The 17,556-nt window shown below is 66.8% G+C and carries 14 protein-coding genes and 1 pseudogene; 8 read left to right on the forward strand and 7 right to left on the reverse strand.

Translation table 11 applies throughout. From position 1 onward, the window contains the following. Positions 1-18 precede the first annotated feature (18 nt). Both QX010_RS16575 and QX010_RS16580 read left to right on the forward strand, forming a co-directional pair. Complete coding sequence (locus QX010_RS16575) at positions 19-348, forward strand: hypothetical protein (protein ID WP_315802992.1); 330 nt, start codon at positions 19-21, stop codon at positions 346-348. A gap of 93 nt (positions 349-441) precedes the next feature. Then, positions 442-1,065, forward strand: a complete 624-nt coding sequence (locus QX010_RS16580) for a 2OG-Fe(II) oxygenase family protein (protein ID WP_315802993.1) — start codon at positions 442-444, stop codon at positions 1,063-1,065. Between the two features lie 4 nt (positions 1,066-1,069). Here QX010_RS16580 and QX010_RS16585 read toward each other — a convergent pair whose 3' ends face one another. From QX010_RS16585 to QX010_RS16595, 3 genes are all read right to left on the reverse strand, one after another. Beyond that, positions 1,070-3,487 (reverse strand): spermidine synthase, encoded by a 2,418-nt coding sequence (locus QX010_RS16585; RefSeq protein ID WP_410051957.1) that lies wholly within the window; start codon positions 3,485-3,487, stop codon positions 1,070-1,072. 456 nt (positions 3,488-3,943) lie between these two features. Next, positions 3,944-5,419 (reverse strand): transcriptional regulator CadC, encoded by a 1,476-nt coding sequence (locus QX010_RS16590; protein WP_316180620.1) that lies wholly within the window; start codon positions 5,417-5,419, stop codon positions 3,944-3,946. A gap of 178 nt (positions 5,420-5,597) precedes the next feature. After that, on the reverse strand, positions 5,598-6,500 hold the full coding sequence (locus QX010_RS16595; RefSeq protein ID WP_316180622.1) for a LysR substrate-binding domain-containing protein: 903 nt from the start codon (positions 6,498-6,500) through the stop codon (positions 5,598-5,600). Between the two features lie 108 nt (positions 6,501-6,608). On the opposite strand from QX010_RS16595, the gene QX010_RS16600 reads away from it, so the two are divergent. The 6 genes and pseudogenes from QX010_RS16600 (at position 6,609) to dusA (ending at position 13,501) form a co-directional block, all read left to right on the forward strand. After that, positions 6,609-7,358, forward strand: coding sequence for a glucose 1-dehydrogenase (locus QX010_RS16600; protein ID WP_315802997.1), 750 nt, complete (start codon positions 6,609-6,611; stop codon positions 7,356-7,358). Between the two features lie 15 nt (positions 7,359-7,373). Continuing rightward, a complete protein-coding gene (locus QX010_RS16605; RefSeq protein ID WP_316180624.1) occupies positions 7,374-8,222 on the forward strand; it encodes a transketolase in 849 nt (282 codons plus the stop codon). After that, a complete protein-coding gene (locus QX010_RS16610; RefSeq protein WP_315802999.1) occupies positions 8,222-9,235 on the forward strand; it encodes a transketolase family protein in 1,014 nt (337 codons plus the stop codon). Before QX010_RS16605 ends, QX010_RS16610 begins: the two co-directional genes overlap by 1 nt. Before the next feature lie 78 nt (positions 9,236-9,313). Then, positions 9,314-10,330 (forward strand): annotated as a pseudogene (locus tag QX010_RS16615) (TRAP transporter substrate-binding protein). Then, positions 10,327-12,186 (forward strand): TRAP transporter large permease subunit, encoded by a 1,860-nt coding sequence (locus tag QX010_RS16620; protein ID WP_316180627.1) that lies wholly within the window; start codon positions 10,327-10,329, stop codon positions 12,184-12,186. Before QX010_RS16615 ends, QX010_RS16620 begins: the two are co-directional and overlap by 4 nt. A 295-nt stretch (positions 12,187-12,481) precedes the next feature. Beyond that, positions 12,482-13,501 carry a tRNA dihydrouridine(20/20a) synthase DusA gene (dusA, locus tag QX010_RS16625; protein ID WP_316180628.1) on the forward strand — a complete coding sequence of 340 codons (1,020 nt, stop codon included), beginning with the start codon at positions 12,482-12,484 and terminating at the stop codon, positions 13,499-13,501. A 75-nt stretch (positions 13,502-13,576) separates the two neighbouring features. Here dusA and QX010_RS16630 read toward each other — a convergent pair whose 3' ends face one another. The 4 genes from QX010_RS16630 to QX010_RS16645 all read right to left on the reverse strand — a co-directional run bounded on the left by QX010_RS16630 (position 13,577) and on the right by QX010_RS16645 (position 17,550). Further along, positions 13,577-14,113, reverse strand: a complete 537-nt coding sequence (locus QX010_RS16630) for a TIGR02281 family clan AA aspartic protease (RefSeq protein WP_315717625.1) — start codon at positions 14,111-14,113, stop codon at positions 13,577-13,579. A 28-nt stretch (positions 14,114-14,141) separates the two neighbouring features. After that, positions 14,142-14,339 carry a DUF1289 domain-containing protein gene (locus QX010_RS16635; RefSeq protein WP_315803053.1) on the reverse strand — a complete coding sequence of 66 codons (198 nt, stop codon included), beginning with the start codon at positions 14,337-14,339 and terminating at the stop codon, positions 14,142-14,144. A gap of 47 nt (positions 14,340-14,386) precedes the next feature. Further along, the gene (locus QX010_RS16640) at positions 14,387-15,982 is read right to left on the reverse strand and encodes a HAMP domain-containing sensor histidine kinase (RefSeq protein ID WP_316180631.1); all 1,596 of its coding nucleotides are present in this window, start codon (positions 15,980-15,982) and stop codon (positions 14,387-14,389) included. Positions 15,983-16,119: 137 nt separating this feature from the next. Further along, positions 16,120-17,550, reverse strand: coding sequence for a PepSY domain-containing protein (locus QX010_RS16645; protein ID WP_316180633.1), 1,431 nt, complete (start codon positions 17,548-17,550; stop codon positions 16,120-16,122). Positions 17,551-17,556: the final 6 nt, after the last annotated feature.

Consider the following 17,556-nt stretch of genomic DNA (forward strand, 5'->3'; position numbering starts at 1 on the left):
CTGGGGTTCCTCGACGTGATGCCTCGCTTGTCCGCTGTGATTCTCGCCATCCTGGCTCTCACGACCGTTGTCGCATCGGCGCATGACGAGGAACCGACGCAGGAGGCATGCGATGCCGCGGTGGCCGAGGCACGCGCACAGGCGGCGACCTTGCCGGCGGACGACGTGTCGCGCTATTTCGCCGAGCGGGACATTCAGCAGGCGCTGGTCGAGGCCGGCAATGGCGAGTTCGATGACTGCGTCGAGAAGGCCGAGCGTGCCGTGCTGGAAGTACGCGACCGGCCCCACAGCCTGAAGCCCGGCGAGCGGCTCAATATTCTTCGTGCCGACGAAATGCCGACGCGCTGACGGGCGCGCACCGCGTCTCGCCTCTCGTCATCCGGCTGTCATGCAAGTCGGCAATTTGTCGGTCCTGTTGCGGCGCATGCAAGGCCTTGAGACATGGACCAGATCGAAGCTCTTTTTCCGATACCGTTGTTGCGTTCGCCCGGGCTGTTGAGCGTCGAGCTCAAGGACGCGGCGGTGGCTGCCATCCGCAATTCGAAGATCGAGAACAATCTGCGATCCGGACAGCTGTTCCACACCGAGGTCGCCGATCCCCGCGCCAACAATCTGTTTCAGACCATCGCCGAGCTCGCGGTGCCCAAGCTGGTCGATTTCGGCGAGCTGCTGTTCGGCGAGAAGCTGCGCTGGACGGTCAAGGAGATGTGGACGAACATGCTGGAGACCGGCGGCAACCAGACCCTGCACGCCCACGCCAACAGCTTCATCTCCGGCATCTTCTATCTGACGCCGTCGCATCCTGGTAGCCGCACCGTGTTCGTGCGGCCGCCGGGCGGCAGCGACTTCTCGTTCCGCCACCATACCCGCAGTGCCGCCGTCGGCCCGTTCAATGCCGGCAAATATGTGCTGCCCGAGGCGGAGCCCGGCGATCTCGTGCTGTTCCCGAGCTATCTCTACCATGAGGTGCCGCGCAATCAGGGCGACCAGCGCATCACGATCGCCTTCAACGCGATTCCTGATCATCTGGATTGCTGGGGCTACCGCGTCAGCTTCGCGTCCTGACGCGCTATCGTTCGAACTCGCGCGACCGCAGGTCGCGCGCCTCGTGTCGCGACGGCGCGGCGGCATCGATCGCCCGAAGCAGGCGTTCTGCAGCCGCGCGATCCGATCCGAGCAGCGCTTTCGCCATGCTCATCAGCGGCGCATAGGCCGGCTCGAACTCGGCGCTGGCGCGAATGGAATCCAGGAGGCCGGGCGCGGCGGCTGCAATGAGCGCCGGTCCGCGCGGTTCGCCGGTCAGCGCCGCGCCGGCCTGGATGAATCGGTTGCGAGCCTGCCAATAAGCGCCGAGCCGCTGCTCCCAGCTTCCACGCTTCGAGTCGCCCAGCAGTTCGCCCGCGTCCGTCTTTGTCTGATTGAGGACCGTCAGCAGCAACTGCCATGGGGCCGCGGAGAGAGCGTGGACGTTGCTGCGCGCGTCGAATGTGACGAACGGGAAATCGTCGGTGTTGTGCGGTCCCGGACCGGCGAAGCTCGCGAGTGCTTTCGCGCCGGCGACATACTGGCCGAGAAGGTCGATCGGCTGATCGAAGCCGAGCGGTTGAATGATCGGGTGAAGCTTCCGGTCGGAAAACCGTGCGGCGAGGAGCTCGGGATCGATCGGGTCCGGGGCCGCTGATCCGATCAGGGCCAGCATCGGCGTGCGCACGCTGTAATGGTTCAGCCAGGCTGACCCGTGTGGGAAGACCGCGAGAAAGCTTCTGATGATCGCCCGCAGCGACGGTGCATCGAGCTGATAGAGCGGCAGCCACTGGCAGAACACGCCCTCGGCTGCCAGCCTCCGCTTGACGGCCGCGAAATGTTCGACCGTGTACAGCGCGCCGCTGCCATCCAGCGCCGGGTGGAACAGGTCGGCCACGATCACGTCGTAGCGTCCGTCGTCGGCGACGATGAAGCGCCGGGCGTCGGCAACGGCGATCGGCGGTCTTTCCTTCTCGGCCGCGGGGTTGTCGAACCAGGACAGCAGCGCGACGACCTCGGAGGAGAGTTCGACCGCGCGCACGTCGAGATCCGGCATCTGCGCTGCGCCGAGCACGGTCGCGCCGGTGCCGACACCGAGGAAGAGCGCGCTGCGCGGCGCCGGATGCAAGAGCAGCGGCAGCATGGCCTGGCGGAAATCGGACCGCACAGAGCTGGTACCGCCCATGCGGAAGTGGCCGTTCACTTCGAGAAAGCGTGCCCCCGAGGCGTCGTCGACGACGCTTGCCGTCGCCATCGGTCCCTCGCGCACGGCGAGAAGCTTGCCGCCCGGCGGGACCTTGATGAGCAGGGGGGCGGGAAGGCACAACAGCGCGAGCGCAAGCAGAGCGGGCGCCGCGGCCCACCGCAGCACGACGCGTTGCGGCTGCAGCAACAGCAGATATCCGACGGCAACGAGGATCAATGCCCTCCAGATACCGAAAGCGGGAATCAGCAGCTGTGCTGCGGCCAGCGGTGCAATGGCTGCGCCGACGCTGTTGATGCCGACGGCCCAGCCGACCGATCCCCGGCCGTCACGGACCTCCTGCATGAGCTGGCCGAACAAGGCACCCATCGCCATCGCGGGCAGTAGCAGCAGCGCCAGCGCGATGCCGAGCTCGCTGGCGACGCCGAGGCTCGCCGCGCTATCGGCGAAGCCGCCAAGCAAGGGCGTCATGATCGCCGTGCCGAGGCCAACGAGTGCGGTGAGGCTGATCAGAACGGTTCTGCCGCGTGCAACCGTGGGCCCCAAACGCTGCCAGATCATGCCGCCGATCGCGGTGCCCAGCAGATAGGCCGCCAGCAGACAGGCGAAGCTATAGACCGTGTCCTGCATCATCTGCGCGGCCAGGCGCACGACCAGCACTTCGAACGCGATGCCGAGCAGGCCGGTGACGAACAGAGTTGCCGTCAGGCGGAGGCCGGTGACAGCATGCCTGCTATCGTCACGCGCGCGAGCGTCGGCCTGCACGGCTCGGCCGAGGCGAAGCGCTGCGAGCGCGCAGGCCGCGTTGACGGCTGCCAGGCAAAGCAGCGTCGTCGACAATCCAAGCGCGGGGATCAGCACGAAGGTGGACAGCAGCGTGCCGGCGACGGCGCCGGCGGTGTTCGCGCCATAGACGCCGGCGCTGACGGACCGCGTGCCGTGCGCTGCGGACGTCATGCGTTCCAGCGCGGTCAGCGTGCCGCCCATTGCCACCGTGGCCGGCAACAGCACCAGCGTCGGCAGCAGGAAGCTCGCGCTCCACAACAGGAGGGGGGAGGGAGCCGTGCCGAGCAGCGGCGCCAGGGCGCGCGCGCTCGCCGGAAGCAACCAGATCGCACATAGCCCCCACAGGCCGATGACCGCTTCGAGGACGGCATAGAGCCGGTGCGGATTGGCGACGCGACGGATCCGGCCATCGAGGACGAAGGCGCCCACCGCGAGCCCAGCAAAAAATCCGGCGATGGCGCCGAGCACGGCCATCATCTCCGTGCCCAGGGCGAGGGCGAGCTGGCGCGTCCAGACGATCTCATAGCCGAGCCCGGCGAGGCCGGATGCCGCAATCAGCAGCTTCAGCGCCCCCAGCCGGGCCGTGCTCTGGCGGGCGACGAGATCGACGCCGGATGACCTGGCACCTTGCTTCTCCGCGACCAGATCATTGTCGCGCGGGTCTGCGTGGCGTGCCTCGGTCAAGGTTTGGTACCTGCAATTCCCGTGATCGGTCTTCGGATGCAGCGCGCCGTGCGGAGTACTGGTCCGAGCGCTGGATCAAGCTCGGCGGCACGGGCCGCCAAGGTCGAGATCGTTTCCTTGTGTTCGTGTTTCGTGACGGTGGTTTGACAGAGGCCGCGGGAGCACTAGCGTCGTCTGAACGATTCCAGGGGCAATGATTTTTGGTGAGACTGCCACGCGTGCGGATCGTGGATCGGGCTGGTCGCCCTATTGGGCCGGCAGGCCCGCGTCGACCATGAGCTGAACGATCCTGGCCGCGGCCTCGCGATACACCGGACTGGTGTTCTTCATCGGCGGCGCAACGTTGAGCGCGGTCGTGCCGGGCCGCAGCTTCAGTCCCTTCTGGATCGCGGCTCTCGCTTCATCGATCTGTCCGGCCCTCTGATAGGCGGCCGCCAGCAGCATATAAGGACGCCCGGACGCGGCCGTGATGGCGATCGAGCGCTGCAGCCACGGCAGGGCTTCCTCCGCGCGATCCATCATCATGTGCGCCCACCCGACGCCCAGGAGCCATGTCCAGCGTGAGACCGCCGGCGTGTCATAGCGGTCGGCCTGCTGGAAGGTCGCCAGCGCATCCTCGAAGCGGCCGAGATTGAGCTGCCCGAGGCCGACCAGATACAGCGCGAGGCCGTCCCATGGATCGAGACTCAGCGTTCTGGCGCAGATGACCAGGCTTTCGACGAAATGATTGGTTGCGCTGAGGAAGCGGCAATAGGTCTCGAGCACCGCGATCGAGTTCGGCTTGGCGCGCAGGGCGCGCTCCAGGTTCGCGGCCGCCTGAGCCTCGGCCGCCGCGGCGGCATCCGGACTGTACCAGACCATCTGGATGCCGCGCATCTGCAGCGCCGCAAGCGCAACCGCCGCGTCGACATTGTCGGGCTGGTCGGCGAGCGCATTCTGCAACATCGTCTGCGCCATGCTGAAGCGCTCTTGCGTCACGCTGTTGATCGACGCGGTCGCCTGCTCGATGGCGGCGCGGGCGCCGCCGGCCGTGACGCCGCCGTCCGCGGAAGACGTTCCGGTTTCGATGAGCTCGTTGAGACGGCGTGCCAGCACGTCGCCCACGCCCGCGGCGAGACGCGTCTGTTGCAGCAGCGGATCGCGCTCATCGGCGTCGACGGAGACGGCTGCGACCGCTTCAACCTTGCCGGAGGTGGTCTGGATCAAGCGGGCACGCAATGTCCATGACGGTCCGCTGCGCTGCAGCTCACCGCGGATATCGAAATCCGGCGGCGCAGCCAGCGACGCAGCCTGCTCCGGCTGCGGTGCCGTCGATCGCGGCGCGATCACGCTGATGGTGTTGATCCTGGCGAGCCCGTCGGTCAGGCGTCCCGCGATCTCCGTTGCCATCACCGCGCCAAGCGGATCACCGCTCGCGTCGGCCATCGCCATCACCGCGACCACAGGGGGCGAACGCTTGAAGATCAGGTTCGATCTCAACAGCGGCGCAGCCGCCGCAAGCCCGACGATGGCGCAAAGCGCTGCGGCGGCCGTGATCGCCATGCGTCCGCCGAGGGCCGACAACCATGACGATCTCGCCGGCCCGGTCGTCGCCTCAGCGGCGGAGGCGGCGGCGACGTCGAGCACGGTGGTCGGGGCGGGGGAGGGAAGGTCCACCTCGGGCGAAGAGACCTTGATCTCTGCCTCCGACGCGATGTCCGCGGTAAAGACGTATCCCCCCATTGGCCGCGCAGGACACGCTGCCCGAACAGTTGATCAAACGACGGCCGAGTAATGATCTGAAAGATCAACCTGGGCTGCTTGGCCTGCCTCAAGGTGAGCGTTTCAGCCTCGGGACGCAATGCGCTCCGAGAGCCCCAATCAGCGAGCTCGGTCGAAAGAAAGCAGGGACGGCGCGAGATCAATCGAACGATCGTCGCCCTCCGCGTTCCGGACTGAGCTCGGATGTGATCCAGTCGGCAAAGGCGCGGACAGCCGTGCGTTGGTGAGCATTGCGGGGAAATACCAGGCGATGGCCGACGTAGCGGACGTCGGTCGCGCGGCCGGCTAGCGGCGCCACCAGCCGGCCGGATGCCAGCTCACGCTCGGCCAGCAGGGTGGATTCAAGGGCAACGCCGAGACCTTCGGTCGCGGTCGCAAGCGCCAGGAAGCTGCGGTCGAAGCGCATGCCATGAAGAGCGGGAGGCTCGAGACCGTTGGCGGCGAACCATTGATGCCACTGGATCTGCTTGACATCGGAGCGGATCAGCGTTCGTTCCAGCAGGTCGGCAGGCCGCTTGATCGTGGCCGCCAGTGCCGGCGAGCAGAGCGGCGTCACCGTTTCCTCGGCCAGCGGAACGATTTCGACACCTTCCGCATGCGGCTGGCCATAGACGATATCGATGTCGAAATCGTCGTTCTTGAATCGCGCATAGTCGGTGTTCGCCGCAAGCCGCACCTCGAGCTTGGGGTGGGCGGCGAGAAATCGCGCCAATCGCGGCGTCAGCCACTGCGCAGCGAAGCTCGGCGCCGAATGGACGCGGACCAATTGGGGACCGCGCGCGGCGACCTCCTCCAGGCCGCGGCGCAACTGGTCGAAGGCGGCGCCGGCATGGCGCATCAGGTTCTCGCCGGCAGGTGTCAGCCGCACCGAGCGGGCGGTGCGCTCGAACAGCACCGTGCGCAGGGTCGTCTCCAGCTTGCGGATGGCGTGGCTGACTGCGCTCGGGGTCAGGTGAAGCTCATTCGCTGCATCGCGAAACGAGCCAGTCCGTGCAGCGGCCTCAAACGCTCTGATTGACGAAATCGGGACGTTGGACAGCATCGAATGAGTGAACCAGATTCATCTATCCGTGACAACTGCGCGTTTGTCCCCGCCGGTCCGGCCCGCCATGGTCAAGCCCAACACAACGACACTTTGGGAGGACCAAGGATGCTGCTCAGCGGCAAGACGGCGATCATCTCGGGCGCAGCTTCCAGGCGCGGTATTGGGCTGGCCACTGCGCGACGGTTCGCCGCCGAAGGGGCGCGCGTCGCCATCCTCGACCTCGATGCCGCGGCGGCCGCCGACGCGGCGGCCACGCTCGGCCACCAGCATCTCGGGATCGGCTGCAACGTCGCCGACAACAACTCCTGCAACGACGCCGTCGCGCAAGTCATCGCCACATTCGGCGTCATCGACATCCTCATTAACAACGCCGGCATCACCCAGCCGGTCAAGCTGCTCGACATCACGCCCAACGACTGGGATCGCATCCAGGACGTCAATCTCAAGGGCGTGCTGTTCCTGTCGCAAGCGGTGATCCCCCACATGCGCGCGCGCAAGCAGGGCTCTATCGCCTGCATGTCGTCGGTTTCGGCGCAGCGCGGCGGCGGCATCTTCGGCGGGCCGCATTATTCCGCGGCCAAGGCCGGCGTTCTCGGTCTCGCCAAGGCGATGGCGCGCGAATTCGGCATCGACGGCATTCGCGTCAACTGCGTCACGCCGGGCTTGATCGGCACCGACATCACGGCCGGCAAGCTGACCGACGAGATGAAGGCCAAGATCCTCGAGGGCATTCCGCTCAACCGGCTCGGCACCGCCGACGACGTCGCCGGCATCTACACCTTTCTGGCGTCGGACCTCTCCGCCTATGTCACGGGCGCGGTCATCGACGTCAATGGCGGCATGCTGATCCACTAACCAAGGTCTCAAGAGATGGACACCGCAACCAGCCGGCTCGCCAACGCGCCGACATTGGCGCAGCGCGCCTACGACATCCGGCGCAACGCGCTTCGCATGGGCGAGGTGCAAGGGCAGGGCTACGTCGCCCAGGCTCTCGACATCTCCGACGTGCTGGCAGTCGCCTACTTCCACGCCATGCGCTACCGGCCCGAGGATCCCAACTGGGAGGAGCGCGACCGTTTCCTGCTGTCGAACGGACACTATGCGATCGCCCTGTACGCCGCGCTGATCGAGGCCGGCATCGTTCCCGAGGCCGAGCTGGAAACCTATGGCAGCGACGACAGCCGGTTGCCGATGTCCGGCATGGCGTCCTACACGCCGGGCATGGAGATGTCGGGCGGCTCGCTCGGCCTCGGCCTCAGCATCGCCGTCGGCATGGGCCTCGGACTTAAGCGCAAGACGTCGAGCTCGCGCGTCTACACGCTGTTCTCCGACGGCGAGCTCGACGAGGGCTCGGTGTGGGAGGCGATCTCGTCCGCCAGCCACCACAAGCTCGACAACCTCATCGGCATCGTCGACGTCAACAATCAGCAGGCCGATGGCCCTTCGACCCAGGTCATGGGCTTCGAGCCTTTGGTGGATCGGCTGGAAGCGTTCGGCTGGTTCGTGCAGCGCGTCGACGGCAACGACCTCGACGCCGTGGTCGCCGCCTTCGATGCCGCCAAGACCCACGCGGCGCCGAAGCCGCGTATGATCGTGGCGGACACGCTGATGGGCAAGGGCGTGCCCTTCCTCGAACAGCGCGAGAAGAACCACTTCATTCGCGTCGAGCCGCACGAGTGGCAGCTCGCGATTGCCGCACTCGACGCCGGGAGGCCGTGATGAAATCGACGAGACCCGCACCGGATCTGAGCAAGCCGCGCCTGACGACCTCGGCGATGATCGCCTCGATCGCTTCCGAGGGCCAGCGCACCAGGCCGGCGCCGTTCGGCCACGCGCTGGTCGCGCTGGCGCGCAGCCGGCCGGAGGTGGTCGGCATGACCGCCGATCTCGGCAAGTATACCGACCTGCACATCTTCGCGAAGGAATTCCCCGAGCGCACCTACCAGATGGGCATGGCCGAGCAGCTGCTATTCGGCGCCGCATCCGGCATGGCGGCCGAAGGCTTCATGCCGTTCACCACGACCTATGCCGTGTTCGCCTCGCGCCGCGCCTACGACTTCATCCACCAGACCATCGCCGAGGAAGATCGCAACGTGAAGATCGCCTGCGCGCTGCCCGGCCTGACCTCCGGCTACGGCCCGAGCCACCAGGCGGCCGAGGATCTCGCGCTGATGCGCGCGATGCCGAACATGACGGTGATCGACCCCTGCGATGCGCATGAGATCGAGCAGGTCGTGCCGGCGATGGCCGCCCATCAAGGCCCGGTCTACATGCGGCTGCTGCGCGGCCAGGTGCCGCTGGTGCTCGACGAGTACGACTACACATTCGAGCTCGGCAAGGCCAAGCTGCTGCGCGACGGCCGGGACGTGCTGATGATCTCGTCCGGGCTGATGACGATGCGCGCGCTCGAGGCCGCCAAGGCGCTGTCCGATGATCGCGTCGACGTCGGCGTGCTGCACGTGCCGACGATCAAGCCGCTCGATGCCGAGACCATCGTGCGCGAATCCGGCCGCTCCGGCCGTCTCGTCGTCGTCGCCGAGAACCATACGGTGATCGGCGGACTGGGAGAGGCGGTCGCCGGGGTGCTGATGCGCGCAGGCGTGCACGTACCGTTCCGGCAGATCGGCTTGCCCGACGAATTCCTCGACGCCGGCGCGCTGCCGACCTTGCACGATCGCTACGGCATCTCGTTGTCGGAAGTCGTCAAGCAGGTCAAGGGCTGGCTCAAATAGCGGACCAGCCGCTGACATGACCCGCCGGCGCGCGGACGCGCCGGACCATAACAACAATTTCATACTGGAGGGACGGGAATGCGCAAGGCAACGACGCGTCGGCGATTCATGGCAGGAGCAATGGTGGGGGCTGCGGTGCTGCCGTTCACCGGGCGATTCGCCAAGGCAGCGGAGTTCACGATGAAGCTCGCGACCGGACAGGATCCGTCGCATCCGGTCAACAAGCGGGCGCAGCAGGCGGCCGATCGCATCAAGGAGGCGAGCGGCGGCCGGCTCGATATCAATCTCTACCCGGCCAACCAGCTCGGCTCCGACACCGATCTGATCTCGCAGGTCCGCGTCGGCGCCGTCGATGCGATCAACATCGCGAGCTCCGTGCTTGCCACCCGCGTGCCGCTCGCCGGCATCGTCAACACCGGCTTCGCCTTCACGTCCTACGACCAGGTCTGGAAGGCGATGGACGGCAGCCTTGGTGATCACATCCGCAAGGACATCGAGAAGACCGGCGTCATCGCGCTCTCCAAGCCCTGGGACAACGGATTTCGCCAGGTCACGTCCTCGACCCGCGAGATCAAGACGCCGGACGATCTCAAGAGCTTCAAGATCCGCGTGCCGGCGGCGCCGATCCTGACCAGCCTGTTTCAGGCGCTCGGTGCCGGTCCGACACCGATCAACTTCAATGAGGTCTATACGTCGCTGCAGACCAAGGTGGTCGAGGGCCAGGAGAACCCGCTGCCGATCATCGCCACCGCCAAGCTCTACGAGGTCCAGAAATACTGCTCGCTGACCAGCCACGTCTGGGATGCCTACTGGATTCTTGGCAACCGCGCTGCCTTCGGCAAACTGCCGTCCGACCTGCAGACGCTGGTCACGAAGGAATTCAACAAGTAGGCGGATGACGAGCGATCCGACATTGCCGCGCTCAGCCAGAGCCTGCGCGCCGATCTCGCCGCCAAGGGCTTCACCTTCGTGGATGTCGACAAGGAGGCATTCCGTGGCGCGCTCGGCAAGAGCAGCTTCTACAAGGACTGGCGCGGCAAGTTCGGCGAGGAGGCCTGGAAGATCCTGCAGTCGAATGTGGGAGAGCTCGGATGAACTCGGTCGACGCGTCTCTGGCAGCCTCCACGAAGCACGGCGTCGTCGAAAGCCTCGAGCGGGCGCTGACGAAGCTGATCGAGATTCCCGCGATCGTCGCGCTGGTCGCGGAAGTCGGAATCCTCTTCACCGGTGTGACGGCGCGCTTCGCCTTCAACCGGCCGCTGACCTGGGCTGACGAGCTCGCGTCGATCACCTTTCTCTGGCTCGCGATGCTGGGCGCCGTGCTCGCGCTCAGCCGCGGCGAGCACATGCGGATGACCGCGCTGATCGACCGCGTCGCACCGCGCACCCGCGCGGTGCTAGAGAGCGCGGCGCTGATGGCGCCGGCGCTGTTCCTGGCGATCCTGCTGCATCCTGCGATCGACTATGCGAGCGGACAGGCGTTCGCGGAGACGCCGGCGCTCGGCCTGCCCGACAGCGTGCGGGCCGGCGCGGTGCCGGTCGGCATCGGCCTCATGCTGGCCACCGCCCTGCTGCGCATGGCGCGCCACGGCTCGCGCGACATCGCGATCACGCTGGTGATCCTGGCGGCCACGGCGCTCGTGTTGTGGGGCGCGGCGCCGGCGCTCAAGGCGCTCGGCAACTGGAATCTGATCGTCTTCTTCGCGATCCTGCTCGGCGCGGCCGTGCTCGCCGGCGTCCCGATCGCATTCTGCTTCGGGCTCGCCACGGTGGCTTATCTCCTCACGGTCACCTCGGCGCCGCTCGAAGTCGTCACCAGCCGCATTGACGAGGGCGTCTCATCCCTCGTTTTGCTCGCGATTCCCCTGTTCATTCTGCTCGGCCATCTCATCGTCATGACCGGCATGGCGGCAGCGATGGTCGGCTTCCTGGTGTCGCTGGTTGGCCATGTCAGAGGCGGCCTGTCCTACGTGCTGCTCGGCGCGATCCTGCTGGTCTCGGGCATTTCCGGCGCCAAGACGGCCGACATGGCGGCGGTCGCGCCGGTGCTGTTTCCGGACATGAAGCGCCGCGGCATTCATGACGGCGAGCTGGTGTCGCTGCTCGCAGCCTCGGGCGCGATGGCCGAGACCATTCCGCCCTCGATCGTGCTGATCATTATCGGCTCCGTCGCCGGCGTCTCGATTTCGGCCTTGTTCACCGGCGGCATCCTGCCCGGCCTGGTGCTGGCCGCCGCTCTTGCCATCGTGGCCAAGCGCCGCATGGTCGAGCCGGAGGGCGTGATCCGACCGCGGCCGACCTGGGCCACCATTCGCTCGGCGCTCGTCACGGCGCTGCCGGCACTGCTGCTGCCGGTGCTGATCCGCACCGCGGTCACCGAGGGCGTCGCCACCGCGACCGAAGTCTCGACCATCGGCATCGCCTACACGATCCTGGTCGGACTGCTCGTCTATCGCCGCTTCGACTGGCGCAGGCTCTATCCGGCGCTGGTGCATACTGCCGCTTTGTCGGGGGCGATCCTGTTCATCATCGGTGCGGCCACCGCGATGGCCTGGGCGCTGACGCAGTCGAACTTCTCGCATGCGCTCGCGGCGATGATGGTTTCGGTGCCCGGTGGCAAATACGGCTTCCTGCTGATCTCGATCGCCGTGTTCATCCTGCTCGGCAGCATCCTCGAAGGCCTGCCGGCCATGGTGCTGTTCGGCCCGCTGCTGTTTCCGGCGGCCAAGCTGCTCGGCGTGCACGAGGTGCACTACGCGATGGTGATCATCCTCGCGATGGGCATCGGCCTGTTCGCGCCGCCCTTCGGCCTTGGGTACTACGCGGCGTGCTCGATCGGACAGATCCATCCCAACGCCGGACTGACCCGCATCTGGCCCTATCTCGGCGCGCTCGTGCTCGGCCTGCTGCTGGTTGCCTTCGTGCCGTGGCTGTCGATCGGCTTTCTCTGACCCCCCGGGTCGGCTGAAAACGTGAGGACCGAGATGCCAGTCGCGAGCTCGAGGCCCAGGACATCGAAAAGAGCTTCGGTGCACCCACGTCCTGCGCGGCGCCAACCTGCGGATTCGTTCCGGCGAGATCCACGCTCTGCTGGGCGGCAATGGATCTCCCGCAGCGGCACCAATCGACGGCTGCCTGATCGATCTCCGGTACAACATTGTTTTACCGGGAGACCAAAAATGGGTCGAAATCAGCGGAAATCGGCGTAAATGGACGCTGATGGGATGCTTCCGGCGCGACTTCTGAATGACTGATATCTCAAATAAAATTGCAAAATCAAACGCTTGGCGTTTCTCCGTCGCCCCCATGATGGACTGGACCGATCGGCACTGCCGGGTGTTCCATCGGCTGCTGTCGCGCCGGGCGTTGCTCTATACCGAGATGGTCACGACCGGCGCCGTCATTCATGGCGACCGGCAGCGGCTGCTCGGCTTCGATGCCAGCGAGCATCCGGTGGCGCTGCAGCTCGGCGGCTCCGACCCCGGCGATCTCGCGACGTCGGCCAGGATCGGCGAGGATTTCGGCTACGATGAGATCAACCTCAATGTCGGCTGTCCGTCGGACCGGGTGAAGGACGGCCGCTTCGGCGCCTGTTTGATGGCCGAGCCCGCGCTCGTGGCCGCCTGCGTCGCCGCGATGAAGCACGCCGTTCGCATTCCCGTCACCGTGAAGTGCCGCATCGGCATCGACGATCAGGATCCGGAGGTCGCGCTCGATGCGCTGGCGGACGCGGTCGTCGATAGCGGCGCCGACGCGTTGATCGTGCACGCGCGCAAGGCGTGGCTGAACGGCTTGTCGCCAAAGGAGAACCGTGACGTTCCGCCGCTCGACTACGACAGGGTGTACCGGTTGAAGGCGAGGCTGCCGCACGTGCCCGTCGTCATCAATGGCGGCATCGGCAGCATCGAAGCTGCGCAAGGTCATCTCGCGCATGTCGATGGCGTGATGCTTGGGCGAGCGGCCTATCAGGAGCCGTGGCGGCTGCTCGATGTCGATCCCGTCCTGTTCGGCGAGGTCGCGCCGCATCGGACCATGAAGGATGCGTTGGCGGCGCTCGAGCCCTACATCGTGCGCCAGCTCGGGCAGGGCGCGCGGCTGCACGCGATCACGCGGCATCTCGTCGGCGCCTATCACGCGGTGTCCGGCGCACGCGCATTCCGCCGCCATCTCGCCGAGCGTGGCGTCAAGCCAGACGCCGGCATCGAGGTACTGCGCGAGGCGGTCGCGATGGTCGAGGAGCGCCCAGCGGTTGCTGCGCTGGCCTGAGCGGCTCAGGCCAGCGGCAGTTCGGCGACGGCCTGGCGCGCGATCTCTCTGCTGGCTGCGACGAGGCCCAGCTCCTCAGCTGCGGTCGGGAAAGCCGTGCAGCATCAGCCGGTCGGAGCGCACTTCCCAGCGCTCCAGCCGGTCGAGGAAGCTCATGCCGAGCAGGTTGGTCTTCATCTGGCCGTGCGGCACCACCAGCGCCGGCACCGAGCGCTCCACCAGTTTGCCGATCGCGAGCCGGTCCAACGTCAGCCGCGCCGCCTTGGTATGGCCACCGGCAGTTTCGACGTCGACGTCGTAGGCGAGCAGTTCGAGCGGCAGGCCTGCGGCCTTGGCGGTCTCGTAGGTCAGCACCACCGATGTGGCGCCGGTGTCGACCACCATCGGCGCGGTGACGCCGTTGATCTTGGCGCGCAATGCGAACTCGCCGCCTCTGGTGCGCTCGATCTCGACCGCGTTGGTCGGAGGGCTCGCCTTGGCGCGGAGCGCGCGGCTGCGCAGAACCTCCGACACGGTGTCGCTTGCGAGCGCTGCCTGCTCGGGGTCCTTGTAGACGATCACGGCGCCCGCGGTGAGCACCATGGTGACGAAAACGAGCACGACCTTGTTCATGCCGCGCCTCCCGTCGGCACCGAGGCGCTCAGTCGCGCCGACGCGCCAGCGCGGGCAGGCCGGCGTCGTGCATGCGGGACGGCAGCCCGTCCATCAGCGCCAGCCGCTCGTCGGTCGACATGCGGCCCCAGCGGGCGATCTCCGGCAGCGTGCGTCCGCAGCCGAAGCAGAGCTTCGTCTTCGGGTCGATCATGCAGACGGCGATGCAGGGCGTCTCCTGGCTCATGGCGCGAGTTTGAAAGGTTCTGCCACTGTCGTGCAAGTGCAATCATCTCACAGTCCCGTTCCGGCATTCATGATCGGCTTGCGGACCCGACGCTTCTCCTGAGCGGGGGCGATCGCGTGTTCCGGCTGCAATGGCGGTGCCTCGTCCGACAGCGGAGCGAGCGCCGACATCACCCGCTCCGGCGGGAAGGTGACGATCACCTCGGTGCCGATGCGGACCTTCGATTTCAGCGTGAACGTGCCGCCATGCATCTCGATCAGGTTCTTGGCGATGGGCAGACCTAATCCTGCGCCCTGTTCGGCCGACTTGATCGAGTTGGAGCCCTGGCCGAACGAGGCGAGCACGATCGGAATCTCGTTCTCGGGGATGCCCGAGCCGGTGTCCTTGACGCTGAGATATTGTCCGCCCGAGGCCGTCCAGCCGGCCTTCAGCCAGATGTCGCCGCCCTGCGGCGTGAACTTGATGGCGTTGGACAGCAGGTTGAGCACCACCTGGCGGATCGCGCGCTCGTCGGCCCACAGCCGCGGCATCTTCTGCTCGAACACCTCGTGAATGGTGATGCCGCGGCTCGTGGCGCGCAGCTTCAGCAAATGGTGGCAGTCGGCGATCACGTGCACCAGCGCCACGGCTTCCTCGTTCAGCTCGTAGCGGCCGGCCTCGATGCGCGAGAGATCGAGGATCTCGTTGATGAGGTTGAGCAGGTGGACGCCCGAATTGTGGATGTCGGCCGAATATTCCTTGTAGACCGGCACCGCATGCACGCCGAAGATCTCGCTCTTCATCACCTCGGAAAAGCCGAGGATGGCGTTCAGCGGCGTTCGCAGCTCGTGGCTCATCTGCGCGAGGAATCGCGACTTCGCGACGTTGGCGGCCTCCGCACGGTAGCGCGCCTCGTCGGAGATCGCCTTCGCCTGCTCGAGCTCGCCGATCAGGGCGTCCTTCTCGGCGCGTGCTTCGAGCGTGGCGAGCGTCGTCGCGTGCAGCTGATGGGCGAGCAGCACGAAATAGCCTTCGGCCGCGACGGCGAACCCGGCGAGCAGGTAGTTGTCGAACGTGCCCGACAGCGCGAGGCTCAGCGTGATCGCGACCGTCACCGGCGCGGTGACGGCGACGGCTGCGATCGGCAGGTTGGCGGCGAGCATGCTGGAGACCGCGATCACCAGCAGCATCAGGAACATCATCAGCGTGCCCGACACCGCCGCGAGCGCCGGATGGATCAGGATCGCCATCCAGCACACGCCGTAGAGCAGGTCGAGCAGCACGAAGCGCGTGCGCCAGCGCCGCGTCGCCGCCAGCGACGGCTGGTCGGCGAGGAAGTTCGAGCAGTTGCGCACGATCGCCGCATGAATGCAGAGCACGCCGAGCGTCCAGGCGCCGGCCGCGATCGTATGCAGCCACACGCTGAGCATCAGGCCGGTTGCCACCACCAGCAGCACGACGATGTAGGAGGCGGAGATGCGGGTCTGCGCGTATTGGCGCAGCAGCTCGCGGTCGAAGGCCGGACGCGTTCCCGATGTCGACGTTAACCGGTCGCGCGCCTCGCGCACCCGCTGCTGCGCGGCCCGGCGCTGGCTTGCTGGTGCAAGCGCCGGCGGATCTGCCGGAAGCTCGACGACCTCAGGCTTTTCAGCGGGTTTACTCATCAAACAACACAAATCCTGCCCGCGAGGTACGGGCTGCTTTCTGCATTGTCTATAACTGGGCCCAAATCCTTAAGACGGATTATAGACAACGAAAAATTTGCGTTAACCGCGCGTTAAATTAACCATTGTGGCGAGGCTCAGCGGAGCTGCATGCGCAGGCGGCGCCAGCCGATCACCACGCCGGTGATGCTGAAGACGAGGCCGATCGCGCAGAGGCCGACGATGAGAAACGTGCGCAGCGCCGCCTGCGCAAGCAGGGCCGGAAAGTCGAGCGTGTGCAGCGCCTGATAGAGCCACCGATAGGCGCGCCGGGATGGGTCGAGCTTCTCGAGCACTGCGCCGGAGGCGGCGTCGACCTGATACCAGGTGTCGCCGCAGATCACGCGATGGACCGGCGCGCCCGGCACATCGGAAACAAACGGATAGTCGTCGCCCGGCTCGACTTCGGACGAGCGCGCGCAGTCGCCGCGCAGGCGGGACGCCGCGGCATTGACGTCGGCCGGCTGCAGGAAGCGGCCGACGATGCGTGCCGATGCGCCGTCCAGCAGCGAAATCTGCTGCTGACTCGGCGCGCGCCGGATGCGCTGATAGAGGCGGCCGCCGAAGGCGAACCACTCGATCTCGCGGACCCCGCCATGCACCGCCGCGAGCGCGCCCGCGGTCGCGTCGGTCCAATTCGGCGCGCCGACGAGAATGGCTTGCTCGGACGGCGTCAGACGGCCGGTCGCAAACAGCCTGCCATGGTCCATCGACAGCCAGCCGCTGACCATCCACGTCAGCACGAACTGCATGCAGATCAGGCCGGCCCAATGATGCCACAGGTGCCAGCCGCGGTAGCGCGAGCACAGCCGCGCCTCATGATATCTCAGCCGCATCGGGCCGAGCAGGGCGCCGCTCACGGCGGCGACGACCGCCGCGAGCGACAGCCACCACACGGCAGCGTTCCAGGCCGCCCAGTCCTTGCGCAGGATGGTCGGATAGATCCAATGAACGACGCTGCCGACGTAGTTCCAGGCGCGTTCGAACCGAGTCGTGTCGAGCACGACCTCGCCGGTGCGCGAGGAGACATAGAGCTCGGTGCCGCCGGGATCGTTGAGCGCGATCCGGTGCAACGGACGATGCACGTCGAACCGGTTCGGCACCGTCCATTGGTCGTAGTCGTCCAGAGCTGCAACGGCGGCGCCGTCGGCTTCGAGCCCGCGCCGCTGCGCTGCCGCGCGTGCGATCGACAGGGCGATGTCGGGGGCGCTCACCTCGGCTGTGGCCAGCGTGTCGGCATGAATGGCCGTGCTGCGGCCGGCGGTCGAGATGACATAGACCGGGCCATCCATGCGCTGCACCAGGCGGATGCGGTCTGGATGGTCGATTCCAGCTTTGGCGAGGGCCTCCGCGGGACCGTGCAGCGACATGGCGACGTCGAGCACGGGCAGCGCGGCGAAGCGCTCGCTCTCGGTCTGCGCCGGGAATGGCACGTAGTGCATCACGATCCCAGTCGCGAACCACAGCACGAGCAGCGGACCGAGCGGGATGCTCAGCCAGCGGTGCGTGAGGATCAGCGCCCGGATCATGCGGCC

Origin of the sequence: Bradyrhizobium sp. SZCCHNRI1009 (assembly GCF_032487575.1) — a bacterium.
GTDB lineage: Bacteria > Pseudomonadota > Alphaproteobacteria > Rhizobiales > Xanthobacteraceae > Bradyrhizobium.